This window comes from Novacetimonas hansenii (genome assembly GCF_014843995.1).
GTDB classification, from domain to species: Bacteria; Pseudomonadota; Alphaproteobacteria; order Acetobacterales; family Acetobacteraceae; genus Novacetimonas; species Novacetimonas hansenii.
Genome location: NZ_CP062147.1, coordinates 2488585 through 2506973, shown reverse-complemented (window position 1 = coordinate 2506973; position 18389 = coordinate 2488585). Strand labels below are relative to the sequence as shown.

Sequence of the window (18389 nt, the reverse complement as noted above, 5' to 3'; positions counted from 1 at the left end):
CTTCCTGCCGATGATGCTGTTCCGGTGCCATTAGCCCGTCTTGTTTTTTGCAACATACAGAAGGTTTTTGGCCCGACTTTCGCGTGCGGCGATGTGCCGAACCTGACACAGCACTGAAGGACGATCTCTGATGGATAACAGGCTTCCCGTTACCGTACTGTCCGGCTTTCTTGGCGCGGGCAAGACGACCCTGCTTAATCATGTCCTGAACAATCGCCAGGGACATAAGGTTGCGGTTATCGTAAATGACATGAGCGAGGTCAATATTGATGCTGATCTGGTGCGTGAGGGCGGCAGTAATCTGTCGCGTACAGATGAAAAGCTGGTCGAGATGACCAATGGCTGTATCTGCTGCACCTTGCGTGACGATCTTTTACAGGAAGTACGACGTCTCGCAGGGGAGAATAAATTCGATTATCTCCTTATTGAATCGACAGGGATCGCCGAACCATTGCCAGTGGCGGCTACGTTCGAATTTCGTGATGAAAATAATATCAGCCTGAGTGATATTGCGCGGCTTGATACGATGGTTACGGTGGTGGATGCGGTGAACCTGCTACGTGACTACTCTTCGCGTGATTTCCTCAGGGATCGCGGCGAAACTGCGGGCGAGGATGATGAGCGCGCTTTGGTTGACCTTCTGGTCCAGCAGATTGAATTTGCGGATGTCGTCGTGATCAACAAGGTCTCTACCGCCATGCCCGATCAGGTGGATGCAGCCCGCAAGATCATTCGTGCCCTGAATTCAGATGCCGATATCATCGAAACCGATATGGGGCAGGTTCCAATCAACCGGATACTGAATACCGGGCGTTTTGATTATGACAGGGCGCATCAGCATCCATTGTGGTTCAAGGAACTTTATGGTTTTTCCAATCATATGCCAGAAACCGATGAATATGGCATCCGTAATTTCGTTTATCGTGCGCGTCGTCCTTTCGTGCCTGAGAAATTTCAGGCATTTCTGGACAGAAGTTGGTCCGGGGTTGTCCGTGCAAAAGGGCATTTCTGGCTGGCGACCCGTCCTGAATGGGTGGGGGAGATGAGCCAGGCAGGTGCGCTGGTGCGCAGCGAGGCCATGGGATTATGGTGGGCCTCAATTCCAAAAAACCAATGGCCAGACAGCGATCAATGGCGTGACTTTGTTCTGGGGAACTGGGATCCAGTTTACGGCGATCGTCGGCAGGAAATTGTCTTTATTGGGACGGGAGAGATGGATGAGATCGCATTGCGTCGTGATCTCGATGCCTGCCTTGTCGCAGAGGTGAGATTTTTTGATCCGGATCTTTATACCGGTTTGGCGGACCCGTTTCCCATCTGGCGGCGGCAGGTTGAAAATCATGAACCAGCCTGACCGATGAGATCACCACGCATATAGTTGTCCCTGGGATATTATTAGCCTTGATCTGGCGTAGGTCATGGTCATGAACTGAGTGCTTAATATGTTCAGGATATGATTTCGTGGCGCAGTCCCCTGTCATTTTCGATCATGACGGTGGGACTGTATCAATAATACCGGCAGATCCGGAACCGTAGATCATCTGCCATGATACGACGCGGTGACGGGCAGAGAGATACGTTCCGCTTCTGTTGATGTGTCATGGGTATATATTTATGGTATTTAAGTAGGTTATGTATGATAAATTTATCTGAAATGTCCTGTATATATTTCTTTATCATTAATAATTATATATAATATTCACCTTGTTTCATTTCTATATTTCAACGGTAGCGTAGTGCTTCAACCAGGGTAAGAAAAGCCGGTGAAGATTGGCGCCTGCTGGGATAATAAATGTAATAGCCATCCCAGTAAGGCGACCATTTTTCGAGGACACGAACAAGGCGTTCCTGAGAGATATAGGGAAGTGCAAGGTCTTCCGGCAGGTAGGCAAGGCCAAAGCCGTCAAGCGCTGCCTCGATGATATTAAAAATATTGTTGAAGGCAAGCTGACCATCGACCCGGATCTTGATCTCTGGTCCGTCTTTCTCCTGAAACTCCCAAGGCCAGAAGCCACCCAATGTCGGCAGGCGATTGTTGATGCAGGTGTGGCTGACCAGATCGCGGGGATGAAGCGGTGCTGGATTATTCTTGAGGTAGGATGGCGCGCCGACGACCGCAAACCGGATATCGGGACTGATCCGGGCAGAGATCATGTCCTTGGCCAGTTGTTCGCCCATGCGGACGCCTGCATCCAGGCGTTCGGTTACGATATCCGTAAGCCCATTGTCCTGTACAAGTTCCACCTTGATGTCCGGGTATTGGTGCAGGATGGTCCGTAATTTGGGCCACAGGATGTGCTTGATTGCATGGTCCGACGCACTGAGGCGAATGGTGCCAGCAGGCTTGTCACGTAACTCGCTAAGTGCATCAATATGGGCATCGACCTCATCAAGCAGTGGTCCCACCCTGTTTAACAGCCGTTCGCCAGCCTCGGTCGGGGATACAGCCCGGGTTGTGCGGGTCAGGAGCCGGATGCCCAGCCTGGATTCAAGATGACGTATGGTATGGCTGAGGGCTGATTGCGAGATGCCGATTTTGGCTGCTGCTCTGGTAAAGCTCCGTTCCCGCGCGACGGACAGGAAAACTTGCAGATCATTGAGGTTTTCGCGCGGCATTTATGAAATATCCTCATCCTGATGTGCGGGATGTAGTGTTTAATTGAAAAGACGGGCAACCGGTAGGTGGTTCTTTGCATACTGTTGAAATGAGCAAGGCGGAGGGCAGAGAGCCGATGCATCTGTCCTGCGGGATCAGGGGGCTTGGCAGATGACAGGTGGGTCGTTGTGGGAATGAGGACGGTCACTGATAATGTGCGCTTAGAGAGGGGAGGGGGCTGACGTCTGGCTATTTACCGGGGGGCATGTTCACAATACGGATCGGAAAGATCAGAGCCATGCCATCATTTGCAGCATATCTGTTTATGTTCTTTCTGGACACGGCATTGGTCTGGAGTTTTTTATTTATTAAGTTCTGATTTTTGTTTAAAATCACGGATTTCCAAATTATTGCAAAATAATTAATTTTTATTTGTTTGTAATTAATTTGTATTTAATAATGTTAATGCAGTCTGGGCTGCTAAGTTATGATATTTTCTTGATGTATATTGTGTGGAAGGCATTCTTATTTACCGAACAAGGGAGCGTATCGCCCTTATTCCTGATTGATGAATTTTTCTCATAACAACATGCTGATTTGATGCGCTAGTGGTCAGTGAGGTGTATTGATAAATAAGGGCACCCAGCAAATGATTGACATGTGTGGTGTATGCGATGTGCAACACATGCATCTCAGTGGCGGTAGGAGTTGGAACGGACCATTTTGTGCATTCAGGTATCAGGCCAGTCGTAACCAGATCCTATGCCGGATTGTTGGGGGATGGGCGCAAAACTGCAAGTGTTAAGGAATGCAGGTGCAGGCTCCGGTTGCATGGCATGTGACGGATCGTGACGTTCAATGCGTGTCCTTATGCCCTGCCCTGATGATGGTGGGCGTCCACATCATCGGCTTTGACCTGTTTGGATAAGGAGGCGTATGACATGACGCAATGTCCCATTGTGACACTGAATAACGGCGTGGAAATGCCCCTGCTCGGGTTCGGTGTTTATCAGATGGCGGATGCGGTTGAGTGTGAAACCGCTGTACTGGAAGCTTTACAAACAGGTTATCGCCTGATTGATACTGCTGCTGCTTATGAGAATGAAGAAGCAGTAGGACGTGCAATCGCTGCGAGTGGGATTCCACGAAGCGAGATTTTTGTTACCACAAAGCTTTGGGTGCAGGATGCGGGCTATGAAAATGCCAAGGCAGCGTTTCACCGTTCCCTTGCGCGTTTGAAACTCGACTATCTCGATCTCTATCTGATCCACCAGCCGTATGGGGATGTGTATGGGTCCTGGCGTGCAATGGAGGAGCTTCAGGAATCTGGCAGGACCCGTGCGATTGGAGTAAGCAACTTTCATCCTGATCGGGTCATGGACCTGATTGCCTTTAACCGGATCAGGCCCGCGATCAATCAGATCGAGACGCACCCTTTTCATCAGCAGAGAGCAACACAGGAATTCCTACGCGAAAATGGTGTTCAGATCGAATCCTGGGGACCTTTTGCCGAGGGCAGGAACAATTTGTTCAGTAATCCTGTATTAACGGAGATCGCGTCCAGGCATAATCGTTCCGTCGCGCAGGTCGTGTTGCGATGGCTGTTGCACAGACAGGTGGTGTCTATCCCAAAGTCAGTCAATGCAGAGCGTATTCGAGAAAATTTCTCGATCTTTGATTTTGACCTTGATACAGAAGATATGATGTCAATTGCTACGTTGGATACCGGGAAGAGCGCTTTTACCGACCATCGTGATCCAGAGCGTATCAAGAAAATTGCCAAGATACGCTTCAAGACCTGATGTCGGTGCTGCGTTGGTCTGCCAACGCAGCATATTTTAAATTTTATGGTATCAGAAGGATTTTTTCTATGGAGTGGTACTTTACCATGCCTGATTCGTGGGACCGACTGTAAATTCGTTAATTGTTGTATCTGCCGGGGCTGAGATGGCAAATGCGACGACATTGGCGACCCGCTCGGCAGGGATGGCATGCTGATCGTAAAGTTTCTGCATGGCGAGCGCAGATCGTGGATCAGAGATACCGCCAAGCAGCTCGGTCTTTACGGCTGCGGGATAAATCGTGGAAGTCCGGATATTGGTGCCTTCCAGTGCGGATTCCATGCGCAGGACCTCCATGAAATCACGAACAAACCACTTGGTGCCGCCATAGATCGCACTGCCCGGATAGGCCTTGAGACCAGCGACGGAGGAAACGGCAATCACCTGTCCTGATTTCTGCTTCAGGAAGTGTGGCATGACGGCGGCGACACCGTTCAACACTCCTTTGATGTTAATATCAACGGCAGTATTCCATTCATCTGTTTTCAAGGCAGACACAGGTGCTGTTGGCATGAAACCGGCGTTGAGAAAGATGACATCAATATGGCCGTATTTTTTTATGGCGGTGTTGATCAGCGCTTCATTATCTGCCGCTTTCGTCACATCCGTTACGGCATAGGTGGCGGTGCCCCCTTGTGCTTCGATAGCACTGACAATCGTCTGAAGGCGGCCCTCTCTGCGCGCACCAAGAACAACCTTTGCCCCCTGCTGCGCCAGAAGGCGTGCTGTTGCTTCGCCGATGCCTGATGATGCACCGGTTATGACCACAACCTTATCTTTGATCATTGAATGGATACTTTCTGTAAATGACTTTATTCAGGCGCCATATTGTTGATCGGAAACCTGCTCCATCCAGTCGACGACCTTCCCATTCTCTACTTCCTGAATGGCGATATGCGTCATGGCTGTTTGTGGTGCCGCCCCATGCCAATGCTTTTCTCCTGGTGCAAAGAAGACGACATCGCCAGGATATATTTCTTCGATAGTTCCATTCCATCGTTGCACACGACCAACGCCTGATGTCACAATGATGGTCTGGCCAAGCGGATGCGTATGCCATGCTGTGCGCGCACCCGGTTCGAATGTTACGTTCGCGCCCTGCACCCGATCGGGGGCTGTCGGATTGAAAAGCATATCAACACGAACCGTCCCCGTGAACCAATCGGCGGGCCCCTTGAGAGATGCTGTATGACCTATGCGGAAAATTTCCATGATATGTTCCTGTCTGTTTGGGTGGCTGACTGGCCAAGCCTGAAAACAGGTAAAGTATCTTGTTGCGCCTGATTAGACTGTTTGGCGTACGTGCATCATTGAAATAAGTTCAGCAATGCCACGCGATCATATCAACGAAATGACGGCCTTCCTGACCGTCGCCAGGGAACGAAGCTTTACGCGTGCTGCCGCGGAACTGGGCGTGACGCCTTCTGCATTGAGTCATACGGTGCGGGGGCTGGAGGAACGGCTTGGACTCCGTCTGCTATCCCGTACCACAAGGAATGTGGCAACAACAGATGCCGGGGAACGGTTGCTCAGACGTGTGGGGCCACTGCTCGAGCAGGTTTCCGCTGAACTTGACCTCATCACATCTCTTCGTGAAAAACCTGCCGGCTCACTTCGTATTACATGTACGGATGCAGCCATAGAACTGGTTTTTCGACCAAAACTGGCAGAATTTTTGCGGAAATATCCAGATATCCATGTCGAACTGAGTATGGATTATGCCTTCGTCGATATCGTTTCGGAACGTTTTGATGCTGGTGTTCGTATTGGTGAATCTGTGGAAAAGGATATGTGTGCCACACGCATAGGTCCAGATTGGCGTTTTTGTGTTATCGGATCGCCGGATTATTTTGATCGCTGTCCCGCACCTGTCATGCCTCGTGAATTGGGCAACCACAACTGCATTAATATGCGGATGACAACCGCTGGTGGAAATCTTAGATGGGAATTCCGTGAACCAAAGGGGCGGGAGATTGCACTTCGCGTTTCGGGACAAACGACATTCAGCAATTCAATGCTGGTCCTGGGCGCGGCCATTGATGGTATTGGCCTTGGATATGTCCCTTATGATCTTGCAAAACCCTATATCGAAGCAGGGAAATTAATGGAGGTTCTATCTGATTGGAGTTTGGAGTGTGAAGGGCCCTATCTTTATTATCCCAGCAGACGTTTGCATTCACCGGCTTTCGCGGCGTTTGTCGAGGCAATGCGTTATCGAAGCTAATCATGAAGTGGGGATTTGGCAGAAACCTTCATGATCGGATTGCCCATTCATTCTATGGTGATGTGATGGGATGAAACATCCTCATGAAAATTGTGATTTTCTGATCTGTATTTATTGAAAATTCTGCAATATGGAATGAAACCGGCATTCCTGATAAAACCAGAAGATCTCTCTGTCGGGGAAAGAGTATTGTATAATAATAGCCTTATCCTGCATCGCGTTGTGGAACAGGAATATTCAAAAATCATTCTTGATCCGCCGATATGCCTGATGATTGAAGAAGCAGTCGTGCCAGTTTTCCGGCCTTTATCACAGGTCCGGGAGGATAAAAGACTTGGCCGGCGGTATAGACGCCTTCCATTAACAGGATCAATCCGTCCGTTAGCAGATCGGGGTCATTTGCTTTCAGGTTAGATACTTTCTGCTGTATCCATTCGCGTATTTCGTGTTTCAGACGTGCAGCCTCCCGGCGTACGGGATGGTCTGGATCTGGATATTCGACAATTGCATTGGTCAGCGCACAACCGCGGTAGCCGGGTTGGGCTGCCCGCAGGGCCAGATCGTCGAAATAGGCCAGAATCTGTGCGCGGGGGTTATCTGGGTGGTTGTGACAGATTGCGTCGATCCGCCCCCAGAATGTCTGCTGGTAATCAATCAGGTACGCAGTCGTCAGCCCATCCTTGGATTCAAAAGCCCTGTAGAGGGAGGGTTTGGTGACGCCAGCTTTCTGAACGATCTCATCGACCCCAACCGCACGTATCCCCTGATTATAGAACAGTTCACGCGCCGAGCTTCGGATTTTATCTGCAGCACAGGGATGGGGCACAGCTTTGTGAGACGACATTTCCAAACTCATGACTTGACGATGTTACCGATCGGTACTTATGGTTGGGATAACAGAACTTACCGGTCAGTAATATGAAGATTTCCGTTCCCCGAAACAAGAGAACACAACGACCACATGTTTTCGTTCTGGTGGTTGGGCTCACGTTTCTCTCTCTGCTGGTTTCTGCCGGTGTGCGGGCGACACCGGGTGTTCTGATGATGCCGTTACAGGAAACATTGGGCTGGAGCCGGAGCAGCATTTCCATTTCTGCCGCTGTAGGAATCTTTCTTTATGGCCTTGTCGGGCCATTTTCCGCGGCTCTTATGCAGAAATTCGGAATCCGCCGCATGTTGATCGGTGCATTGTTGCTGATTGGCCTGTCCGCATTGCTGTCACTGGATATGACACAGCCGTGGCAGTTTTTTCTGACCTGGGGCGTATTGACCGGTTTCGGCACCGGGGCGGTAGCAATGGTGCTGGGAGCCACGGTGGTAAACCGCTGGTTTGTGGCCCGGCGCGGTACGATCATGGGCCTGCTGGCCGCCAGCACGGCAACCGGTTCATTACTGTTCCTGCCAGGCCTGGCCGCACTTGTTCATCAGTTCGGGTGGCAGGCAGCGGTCATGGCTGTCGCCGCAATGACCCTGATATTGGTGCCCCTTGTGGCTTTTTTCCTGCCCGAACATCCGCAAGATCGTGGGTTGGTGCCCCATGGGGCCGCGCCGGATCATGCGCCGTTGCGATATATGGACCAGAACCCATTACAAACAGCCATCACAGCATTGGTGATGGCCGCACGAAAGCGGGATTTCTGGTTTTTGTTTGCCACCTTTTTTGTCTGCGGCTTCACCACCAATGGCCTGATTGGCACGCACTTCATCGCGATCTGTGCCGATCATGGTATCGGTGAGGTCCCGGCGGCGGGATACCTTGCCATGATGGGGATGTTTGACCTTTTTGGCACCACATTTTCTGGGTGGCTGACGGATCGGCTGGATGCGCGCTGGTTGCTGTTTTCCTATTACGGCCTACGGGGTGTGTCGCTCATTGCGCTACCCTTCATCGATTTTTCGCCCGAAAGCCTGACCATCTTTGGAATATTCTATGGTCTCGACTGGATCGCAACAGTCCCGCCAACCCTGCGTCTAAGCAACATTGCGTTTGGTGAGCATTCGGCCCCCATTGTGTTTGGCTGGATCGTTTTCGGACATCAGATCGGGGCTGCCTGCGCCGCGTCTCTCGCCGGCCTGCTGCGAGAGGCGCAGGGAAGTTATCAGGATATGCTTGTGCTTGCGGGTCTCGCAGGCGTGATGGCCGCCTTCCTTGCCATAGGTATCGGAAGTCATCGGAATTTGCCAAAGCCCGTGAGCTGAACAAATGGGGGACAGCAATACGGATCATGCAACATTTGACAGGATGGGACCGCATGACTTTTGGGGGGGGGGGGTGCCGCTCTCCCTACAGGTGCGCCGTTGCCTTGTGGGCTGAACTCCCTTGATACGGGCAACGGCTATTCAAGCAGTTTCTCAGGTTGTGTTGCTATGGCTGTCCGATCGGGACATCATGTAATCCACTGTTTTTCATCAATTCGGGGCTGTTTCATTTTCCTTGTACCTGTCCTGATGTGTCGGGATGGGACGCGTGCGTTTTTCCAGTATGCGCAGCACTGGTAACAGGAGGATAATCATTACCGCCCCCGCGGCGGCCAGCAGGGTGAAACCATGAAAAAATGTATGGAAGATGGAGAGGCTGTCCCTGACAGACGCCGTGGTGTGCAGATGGCGGATGCCCATTGTATTTGCCAGTACGCTGCCGCCGTACATCGCCACACCGGTGGAAATATAATAGACGGCAACGGACATATTGCGCACACGTGGGGCCAGGTAAGTCATGATGACCGACAGGCCGAGGCCATTCATGATCAGTCCAGCCACCGAGATGGCGGCATAGGCCCCGAACATGCCCCATGGGGCGCGGAGCCCGGATGCCGGACCCGCCGTATTCATGTATAGGATCAGAAAGCCTATGACGATGAAAAGTGATCCGCATGCATATTTCGTCGAGAGTGCAATGGTGCCGAACTTTTTATCCAGAAAGCGGTAAAGCGCGACGAATGCGGGCCCGATCAGCATGGTCAGGCCCGCATTGATGGCGACAATCTGCGGTGCAACAAGCTGGAAGAGCGTAATCCCCCCCAGGCTGAACTGGCGGTTGAGGTTATGTAAGGCATAAAGCACAAAGGTCGAAGTCGTCTGTTCATCGAAAATGCCGTAGAACATGGCCTCCGCAACCAGGATCAGACAGAGTATGATGCCTGGACGCTCCGTGACTGTGGCATTGTGCCATAGCACGGTCCAGAATACCGGGATTGCGCTGGTAACGATCCAGAATATCCAATGACCGCCAGCCGGGAAATTCAGGATAATCCAGTAGAAAAGGGCGACAAGGCCGATCTCGCCCATCGCCCGGGGGACGGCCTGTCCCGCGTCAGGCCTTTCGCCAGCACGATTTGTTGTGGTGCCCCCTTGCGGTTCACCGCCGAGGCTGCGTCTGTTAAGCAGGGCCGTTATCGCGCCGAGGAACAGCCCCGTCGCACATATCCCGAATGCAATGGCATAGCCATACCGCTTGCCGATCCATGGCACGAGGAGAAACGAGAACATGGCCCCAAGATTGACGGCAAAGGTATAAAGGGTCGCAAGACCGTCCGCCGATCGTTCCTTGGTTGCATGGCGTAGGACCAGCATTGCCATGTTCGTGCGTGTCAGGCCGTTCGTAACCGCGATGGTTGCCGTGGCCGGAAGGAAGAGCATGGGCCATGTCGTAGACAGACCGAGCAGGACAAGGGCTGTAAACTGGATAAGGCAGCCATAAAGGACCGTTCGCGTGGGGCCAAGTAGCGCCTCGCCCAGACGGCTGCCCAGCAGTGTGCTGACCAGTGCAAGAGCGTTGAAGCTGCCAACGAACAGGTTGGCCTGCGGCGCGGGCAGCCCGCGTATATCCAGCAGGTAGATCAGCAGAATGCTGAGCATGCCATAGAAGCTGAACCGCTCGGCAGCTTCCAGGAACAGGGCCACCCCCAGACCGTATTGTCGCGCTGGTAAGGTGGCTGGCAGGGGGCTGCCCGGTATTTTGGGGGGCATGTTAGAAAGACGCGTGCACGGATCCGAAGAACTGTCGGGGTGCGCCAATGAACAGGGTTGGAGAATCCCCGGAGATGGGATAGCCGAACAGCCCCATGCCGCCGACATAGGTGGTGTTGAAAAGGTTATAGATGTTGAAATTGATGCCGAAGTTTTTCATGAACCCGATTGATCCGAAATTATAGGATGCCGACAGACCGGCCAGCCAGTATGGCGCAACATGGGTATCGTTGACATAGGAAAGCGGGCGGGAGCCGGTATAAGTTGCATTGAAGGTCACGCGTGCCCGGCGATAGGCATAGGACAGGCTGGTTTTGTACATCCAGCTTGGATAACCCACCTGCTTTTTCCCCTTCAGGTTATAATAGGTCCCCTCATAGTCAACGCCACCGCCATATTGTTCCTTGGCGTAGCTCAGGCTGTTGAAGAATTCGAGCCCCTTGACCGGACGTAACGTCAGGGATGCATCCACGCCGGTGATTGCCTCCTTGCCTGTATTGACGAAGGAATTGATGGGATCGGTTGGTGTTCCCGCCGTGATATTTTCCAGCCGGTTGTAATAATCAACGTGGTAGGCATCTGCCTGTGCTGAAATTTTTGCGCCATTGTAACGATAACCTCCAAGGAAGGTCCAGGTACGTTCAGGGCGGATTTTTGTTTTGACAGACTGGAATTCAGACTGGTTTTCAACCGACCACGCGCCATCGGACATCAGGAAAGGATTATAAGTATAGGCGCGCATGTTTTCCGCAATGTCGATATAGAATTCGTGATGGCTGAGGAAATGATAATCTAATGAGACATGCGGGAGAAAGGCGCTGGCGGCTGTCAGGCTGCCGCGGGGAAGTTCAGCCTGTCCGGTCAGGGACTGGTTATTATAGCTTGCACCGCCATGGGTCGTCGTTATCAGGGAGCGGAAACCCGCACTGATCTGGAGATTGGGCAGGATGTCGTAAGTGTCCTGCAAGTGAAACTGGAAAGTGTTGGTGTTGAAGGAATCCGAAAACCATGTTGCATAGGGATTACGGAAAGGGCCCATCGCATTGCGTGGCGTTCCCTGGCCAAGGGCTGGCTGACTGTAGAGTTCGGCAGGGAACGAGTATGAATTGTTTTCATACCATACGCCGGTGTCAATGTGATTTCCGGCGATCGTATAACGAAAAGACTGCGTGAACCCGATCCTGCGAATGCCCTGGTGGCTGACGAGTTGGGAAAATGGTGCCCCGGTCGGGGATGGGAACGTCGGGCTTGCTTCATAGTCACCACTGGACACATGGGCATACAGGACCGTATTTTCTTCAAGATGCGGGGCCAGAGTTAATTGGCTGGTAATGGCGGACAGATAATTACGCTGGATCTGTGCACCGTCATATTGTGTGGCATTTGATTCATCGGTCGCATTGCCCAGTGAGGCGATGTTGGATGTGTAGTTGCCCTGTGCCGCAGCATATGCCTCCGCATAATTGGGTGTCAGGAAGTCAGAGCCTGTTGCCCCAAATTTCTTTAGCATGTTCAGGCTGTAATTCATGTAATTGTACTGGTTGAATTCGGACCAGTCGAAGATGGCGCTGATCTTGCCCCGATCCTGGATCGGCTGGACAAGTTTGAAGTTCGCCTGATACTCTAGCTGGTCGCCGTACCCCTTCCATTTGTCGTTGTCGGTGCGGGCAAAACTGGCACGGAATTTTGTGCCTGTTGCATTAAGGGCACCACTGTCAACGCTACCAAATGTGCGGAATGTTGCGTTGCTGCCAAATGTCTGTGACAGGTTCCCTCCGGCTTTGTCCGCTGGATCGGATGTAAAATACCGGATCACGCCGCCCAGGTTTTGCGCCGATGGAACATCCACGGCTCCGGCCCCCTGTGAAACACCAATCGATGAAATATTGTCCTGAATCACGGCTTCGTTAATATCGAGGCCATTATATTGCATGAACCCCTGATCCCCCAGAGGAATGCCATCCAGCGTTGCCCCGATCTGCGATTGGGTGAACCCACGCAGATATAGCGTATTGGCAACCCCATCGAGGCCGAAAGGATCATCCGAACCGAAGCTGACGCCAGGCGTGGTTGCGGCAAGGATCTGGAGCGGGCTTGTGCCAGGCACGAAGCGATCCATGACTTCGCGGCTGACGAACTGTTCTGGCCCGTGGGAGACATGCCGGTTCCCTGATACAGCAATGGATTCCATGCTCGGTGCGGTATCATGGTGTGGCTGTTGCTGCCTGTCGTGATGACGTGCCTTATTCCCACCACTGATCGTATGATGTGTGAGGGCAACGTCCGCTCCGTAGGACCGTCCAGTCCATATGATGACCGTTGAGAATAGGAACAGACTAAACGTTTTCATGAGTGGAATCCAAAATTAACTTTTTAAAAGTTGTTTTTGGCTTCTATCTTTCGACATATATCATGTCAATTGATTAATATATGAAATAACAATATATAAACACTATATTTTATAGCTATTTATGGGGAGATATCACGTCCAGCAGATTTCTATATGTAACTGTAAAGGCATTTGTTGCCTGATCTGATACGGCTTCGGCATCATGGTAGTAAGAAATGGCATCAAGTTATTGCGGATTTTTATAAGGTATTTATATGTAATTTTGGCATTTAAATTGTATAATAATAAATTTTTTAATGGTACTTATTTTCGTTTGTATATTTGTTTTATTTTAGGTATGTTTTCTTGTGGTTATTTTGTAGTGTTGAATCTGCTCCATACTGTCTGATTTTCTTATCAAATCGAACATGTCAAATTTCACGAAAAAACATGATAAATAGTCTTTGGTTTACGTAAAAATAAACCGGAAGTTTGCTGTCGGCTGCCTATTTTCAAGGCATTCAACCTTGGATAAAATCTTGCAACCTGCTCGGAACAGGCAAGGCCGGGCATTATGGAGGCTTGAACCGTCACTCGGGCCACCACTGGCTTTGGGGCATGGCACGATGTTTTCGTGTGTCCTTGTATCGGGCTTACGTTTAAGCAAACCCGAGAAAGGTCAGGGTTGTTAGAGTCAATGTTCAGTAATCGTTGGTTTTCCTGTGAAAATCTGTGGCAGATTTTCATTACTGATCTATTGACCCGGACTGTTCGATAATAACCCTTATGCCCCATGTCTTCCCGGCATCATTTGTTGTGAGAACAACCTGATATGTTCCATTATTGGGAATGATAATATGGTCGAGTGGTGTATCTGTTGCAGGCCATGTAATGTTTTTGTCATCATAATGCTTCAAAGACACCGTCATAGGCATAGATGATGTGGCGGTAATACCGCTTATGATGGCAGCCTTTTGGATATCTTTCGGCAGCAATGTTTCAATCGCGCGGATATCCACGTCCCCCCCGCGGTTGGACGGAATGCTCAGGATGGCGGAAATACATGTTCCGTATTCCTTATAGCTATCACTGGTGCAGGGCGATTGGGTTGTCACGCTGGCCGGGGTGCCATCGGGCAGTTTCACATCGGTCGCATATGCGTGACCAATCATTGTCAACGCTGGAACAAGGGCAAAAAACATTTTTCTCATAGTTACAGAGACACCTTATGGAGAATTACGATAAACTCACAATCCTATCTGATGGTTTAAATTTCTCCCCACAGGATACGCGTACCAGCATCGGTCAGTTAACATACGATCTTATAATAACATATTCCCTTTGGAAAATCTTTCCATTGAGTGAGGTGGAGTGCCATATGAGGCCCGGCGATGGCATTTGTGGGGATATATCGTGCATCCAGTGCAATGCATGACGGTGGCATGTTATATCATCCCTTGGCATGTTTTTGTCCGCTATGGCTTTGGTGGGAAAATGCAGTTCCGGTTGAACGGGCCTGATCTCCCTCGCATCGAAGTTACAAAAAATTTCATCCAGTGCTTTACCGACTGTCGCGATATGGGGCGCAGAATGCGACATATCAAGATAAGTCAGGTGATAGGTTAATAAACCCGGCTGTAATTTTATGTAGGCCAATATGTGATGAGATCCATCATCAATGATATGTTGCTTTTTTGTAACTTGAGACTGAGGCTCTGACCTGCATCCTCAATGAATATGCCTGCAATGATGACAGGTCTGGTTATGCTCGTTGAGAGATGAAGTCTAATTCTGATATAAATTAAGAGAAGCACATGTTATATGATATGAAATGACCGGGTCATTTGTAACGGCAAGTGTTCAGTCAATGCCCTGGAATATTCGAAATACGATATGACGCACCATATTGAGAGATACAGAGTTATATTTTTATGAAAAAACTTACGATGGTGCCGCTCATTCTGTTATTGAGTAGCTGTTCTGGTGTCGGTTCCCAGAGGCTGGATCGTGATCAACTCGATTATTCCCAAGCACTGATTGGCTCTTCCAAGCAGCAAACGCTTTTGAATGTCGTACGCTTGAGATATGCGGATACGCCAGGATTTCTGGATACAACCCAACTGATTTCTGGGTACCAATTGCAACGCAACATTTCCATCGGGGTGGGGTCAGACTCTAATCCGCTGCGACCTGCAGGCTCTATTGGGGCGCAGATACAAGAAAGCCCGACTTTTACATTCCAGCCGGTGACAGGGGATGCTTATGCCCAGACGTTTTTGCGTCCGCTTCCTCCAGGTAGCCTGCTGCCCCTGGCGATGGGGGGATTGCCGATAGACATCTTGTTCCGTCTGGCGGTTCAGTCTGTTAATCTGATTAATAACGCGGGTTCCATAGGGGGAGATGTCGGGAAAGGTTCGCCCGAATTTTTTGAACTTATCTATGACCTTCGTCGCTTGCAGATAGCTGGCCTTTTAGGGATTCAGCTTGAACATAGTGAGGAAATACCGGGGAAGACCCCTGCGTTTGATCGGGTATTCCTTACGGTGTCACCAACCAACGATCCACTTCTGGCCGAAGTTGTGAAGGCTACGCGTCGTTTCTTTGAAATGGGTCCAAAGGATGAGCGTGTGGAAGTGGTATATGGTGCAGGAAAACCGCAACATGGCCAGATCAGGCTTCTGACCCGCACAATGCTGGGGGTTCTGGGGCAGATTGCATATCAGATTGATGTTCCCCAAGAAGACATTGATTCTGGGCGCACGCTTCCAAAAATAATATCAATTGGTCGCAATACAAAACCTACAGTTTTTATTCATGTCAGCAATGAACTCCCTCGCGTATCATTTGTTGAGATAAAATACAATAAAAAATTCTATTATATTTCTGATACGGATTTTCCTAGCAAGCTTGGTTTTACAATGCTTCAGATACTTATGGAACTTTCAAAAACCACAAAAAATCCAGGTGCGGTTCTTACAATACCTGTAAATGGATAGTCTTTTATTTTTCTTTATATAGAAAGAGAGTTTTATTTTTTTGATGGGTGAATTTTATTCCAAGACATCTACTATCTACCACTCTGGCTGGGATCGGGAAGAGGGGGGCGGTCCTTCATTTCGTCGGAAGCCATGGACGTCTTATCCCTTCTCTCCGGCGTGGCTGGTGTAGTATTGTTTCCTGTATGGATGGAATGACCTTCCGCACTTTTCATGGATCAATAGCCCCTACATGGGCACAATGACCATGCTTGGCATGCAGGTAAGCTCTTGAGGCCTTGCATGCTGTGGTTTCATGCTGTGGTTAAGGATCTTTGCCATGTATCAACGTCTGTCCCGCACTGTCCTGCTGGTGGCATCCATTTCTGCCATCCCGACCTTTGCCTCTGCCCAGGCTGTTGCCGATCCCGCACAGGTCCAATCGGGTGCCTACACCATCGAACCCAGCCATACACAGGTTGGTTTTTCACTCCTGCATTTCGGGTTTACCTATTATGATGGTATGTTTTCGAATGTTTCCGGGACACTGGATCTGAATGCTAGGGTCCCTGCACAATCGAAGCTGTCTGTAACGATCCCGATTGCCTCCGTGCAGACAACAAGTGATAAGCTTACGGCGGAGCTCAAGGGGGAGCAATGGTTTGATGCCGCAAAATTCCCAACCGTAACATTCATTTCCACAGAGGTCAAGTCAATTGGTAAGGCCGACGCCGTGGTCAAGGGCAATCTGACCCTGCATGGTGTGACGAAACCCGAGATATTGAAGGTACATTTCATCGGTGCGGGCACCAACCCGATGGACAAAAAATACACTGCTGGATTCGAAGCAACGGGTACAATAAAGCGTAGCGATTTCGGTGTGAAGACGTACGTCCCCTATGTCGGTGATGAAGTGAAGTTGCGTATCGCAGGCGCATTTGAAAAGCAGGAATGACGTTTTGCACCCCCCTGCATCGGGCCTGTCGAAGCCACTGGTTTTGGCAGGCCGGGTGAAAGCAGGCTGTGTGCGGCATGGCTGTTGTCGATGTCCAGCCGCCTTTGTGGAAGGTTGCTTGTGGTTAGTGCATATCCCATTCTGCTTTGCCCTTGAAGTGATCGGCAAGAAAATCTGATAGTACGCGGACCTTTAAGGCAAGATGGCGTGCTGAAGGATATAGTGCGTGAACACCAAGCGCAGGTGGTTCAGCATCGCGCAGAAGCGTAACCAGCGTGCCTTTGTAAATTCCGGGACCAGCGATGAAGCTTGGCAGGCATGCGATGCCCAACCCCCGTTCCGCCGCAGTCATGCAGGCTTCACCGTTTGAAAATGCAATCCTCCCCGAGATGGGCACTGACATAGGCTGACGCGAAGTCGGGTTGCAGAAGGACCAGATGTTGGGCGTTCGAAAATTGGTATCGATGATACAGGCATGGCGTGACAGTTCGTCCGGGTGGGTTGGGACGCCGTGTATCGCAAGATACCCGGGCGAGGCGACGGTAACGATCCGGGTGTCGCATAACCTGCGTGCGATCAGACTGCTATCGGAAAGCCGCCCGATGCGCACGGCAAGATCAAAGCCATCCTCCACAAGGTCAGCCAGGTGATCCGAAAAACTGACGTCGAGGCGAATGCTGGAGTAGCGGTCCGCAAAGGCAAGCAGGGCAGGCATCAACTGGATATTGCCAAATGACATTGGCGCGGTGATTCGCAACCGTCCTGATGGAGTGCCGGAGATATTACGTATGGAAGCATCCAGGTCGTCGCGTTGTGCGAGGATGACCTTGATCCGTTCGTAATAGGCCTGCCCGATTTCCGTTGGGGACAGTGCGCGCGTCGTCCGCTGTATCAGTTGTACGCCCAGTTCGGATTCCAGACGGGACAGCATCTTGGATGCCTGCCCGCTGCTGACGCCGATGCGTTCAGATGCGGCGACAAAACTTCCCGTCTCCAGAATGGCGACAAACAGTCGGTCAAGGTTCAAACGATCAACCATGGAGCATCATTATAGCAGATGCCCCAAAAAGATAGCAGGCAGGCATGTAAGGGACTGTTGAAAAATATGGGACTGATAACATACTGGGATGATAAAAGTTTTTGTGATGCTTCTGTCAAAAGTTCTGAGAGGTATCGCTTTATCAAGGGATAAGATAACGTCTGGAATGTTCCCTTTGCTTATCAATGGGTTGTTTTTGAACGGTCTTTGAATGTCGATGAGATGCCATCCGGTGTGGCCGGGACGCACGAAAGATGATGTGGGTGATTCATGCGCAAGCCCGCACTTGTAATCCCTGTGTCCGGGGCGGACGAAGGGGCGCAGGGCTAAAAGCCTGCTGTCTGGAGCATTTCCATCGAAAACCGGTTCGGTGAAAATGCTCCAGTTTATGGTTTTTACGCGCATCTTCACCTGTTTGAATGCACGCATCCAAACAGGATCTGCCCTAACTTGCTTGTCCC

15 protein-coding genes are annotated in these 18389 nt (G+C 50.6%); 6 read left to right on the top strand and 9 right to left on the bottom strand.

Annotated features, from left to right (window positions below; all coding sequences use genetic code 11):
- Positions 1-130: 130 nt before the first annotated feature.
- Positions 131-1354, top strand: a complete 1224-nt coding sequence (zigA, locus tag IFJ82_RS10955) for a zinc metallochaperone GTPase ZigA (protein ID WP_192264565.1) — start codon at positions 131-133, stop codon at positions 1352-1354.
- Between the two features lie 368 nt (positions 1355-1722).
- On the opposite strand, the gene IFJ82_RS10950 is transcribed toward zigA, so the two are convergent.
- On the bottom strand, positions 1723-2616 hold the full coding sequence (locus IFJ82_RS10950; protein ID WP_192264563.1) for a LysR family transcriptional regulator: 894 nt from the start codon (positions 2614-2616) through the stop codon (positions 1723-1725).
- A gap of 921 nt (positions 2617-3537) precedes the next feature.
- On the opposite strand from IFJ82_RS10950, the gene IFJ82_RS10945 reads away from it, so the two are divergent.
- The gene (locus IFJ82_RS10945) at positions 3538-4398 is read left to right on the top strand and encodes an aldo/keto reductase (protein WP_192264562.1); all 861 of its coding nucleotides are present in this window, start codon (positions 3538-3540) and stop codon (positions 4396-4398) included.
- 81 nt (positions 4399-4479) lie between these two features.
- On the opposite strand, the gene IFJ82_RS10940 is transcribed toward IFJ82_RS10945, so the two are convergent.
- Complete coding sequence (locus IFJ82_RS10940; protein ID WP_192264560.1) at positions 4480-5223, bottom strand: SDR family oxidoreductase; 744 nt, start codon at positions 5221-5223, stop codon at positions 4480-4482.
- Between the two features lie 30 nt (positions 5224-5253).
- On the bottom strand, positions 5254-5649 hold the full coding sequence (locus IFJ82_RS10935) for a (R)-mandelonitrile lyase (RefSeq protein ID WP_062809307.1): 396 nt from the start codon (positions 5647-5649) through the stop codon (positions 5254-5256).
- Positions 5650-5764: 115 nt separating this feature from the next.
- On the opposite strand from IFJ82_RS10935, the gene IFJ82_RS10930 reads away from it, so the two are divergent.
- Complete coding sequence (locus IFJ82_RS10930) at positions 5765-6661, top strand: LysR family transcriptional regulator (protein ID WP_003619176.1); 897 nt, start codon at positions 5765-5767, stop codon at positions 6659-6661.
- A 244-nt stretch (positions 6662-6905) separates the two neighbouring features.
- Here the strand turns inward: IFJ82_RS10930 and IFJ82_RS10925 are convergent, their stop codons facing one another.
- On the bottom strand, positions 6906-7505 hold the full coding sequence (locus IFJ82_RS10925) for a TetR/AcrR family transcriptional regulator (RefSeq protein ID WP_081254453.1): 600 nt from the start codon (positions 7503-7505) through the stop codon (positions 6906-6908).
- Between the two features lie 131 nt (positions 7506-7636).
- Between IFJ82_RS10925 and IFJ82_RS10920 the strand changes: the two genes are divergently transcribed.
- Positions 7637-8860, top strand: coding sequence for an MFS transporter (locus IFJ82_RS10920; RefSeq protein ID WP_225578642.1), 1224 nt, complete (start codon positions 7637-7639; stop codon positions 8858-8860).
- Positions 8861-9070: 210 nt separating this feature from the next.
- On the opposite strand, the gene IFJ82_RS10915 is transcribed toward IFJ82_RS10920, so the two are convergent.
- The 3 genes from IFJ82_RS10915 to IFJ82_RS10905 form a co-directional block, all read right to left on the bottom strand.
- On the bottom strand, positions 9071-10630 hold the full coding sequence (locus IFJ82_RS10915) for an oligopeptide:H+ symporter (RefSeq protein WP_225578641.1): 1560 nt from the start codon (positions 10628-10630) through the stop codon (positions 9071-9073).
- A 1-nt stretch (position 10631) separates the two neighbouring features.
- Positions 10632-12980 (bottom strand): TonB-dependent receptor, encoded by a 2349-nt coding sequence (locus tag IFJ82_RS10910; protein WP_408901685.1) that lies wholly within the window; start codon positions 12978-12980, stop codon positions 10632-10634.
- Between the two features lie 725 nt (positions 12981-13705).
- Positions 13706-14161, bottom strand: coding sequence for a hypothetical protein (locus tag IFJ82_RS10905; protein ID WP_003619186.1), 456 nt, complete (start codon positions 14159-14161; stop codon positions 13706-13708).
- Positions 14162-14890: 729 nt separating this feature from the next.
- Here IFJ82_RS10905 and IFJ82_RS10900 point away from each other — a divergent pair.
- Positions 14891-15955, top strand: a complete 1065-nt coding sequence (locus IFJ82_RS10900) for a hypothetical protein (protein ID WP_062809301.1) — start codon at positions 14891-14893, stop codon at positions 15953-15955.
- A gap of 319 nt (positions 15956-16274) precedes the next feature.
- The gene (locus IFJ82_RS10895) at positions 16275-16889 is read left to right on the top strand and encodes a YceI family protein (RefSeq protein ID WP_192264558.1); all 615 of its coding nucleotides are present in this window, start codon (positions 16275-16277) and stop codon (positions 16887-16889) included.
- 124 nt (positions 16890-17013) lie between these two features.
- Here IFJ82_RS10895 and IFJ82_RS10890 read toward each other — a convergent pair whose 3' ends face one another.
- Positions 17014-17928 carry a LysR family transcriptional regulator gene (locus tag IFJ82_RS10890; protein WP_003619191.1) on the bottom strand — a complete coding sequence of 305 codons (915 nt, stop codon included), beginning with the start codon at positions 17926-17928 and terminating at the stop codon, positions 17014-17016.
- Between the two features lie 9 nt (positions 17929-17937).
- Entirely contained in the window at positions 17938-18357 is a 420-nt protein-coding gene (locus tag IFJ82_RS10885; RefSeq protein WP_192264556.1) for a hypothetical protein, read from the bottom strand.
- Between the last annotated feature and the right edge of the window lie 32 nt (positions 18358-18389).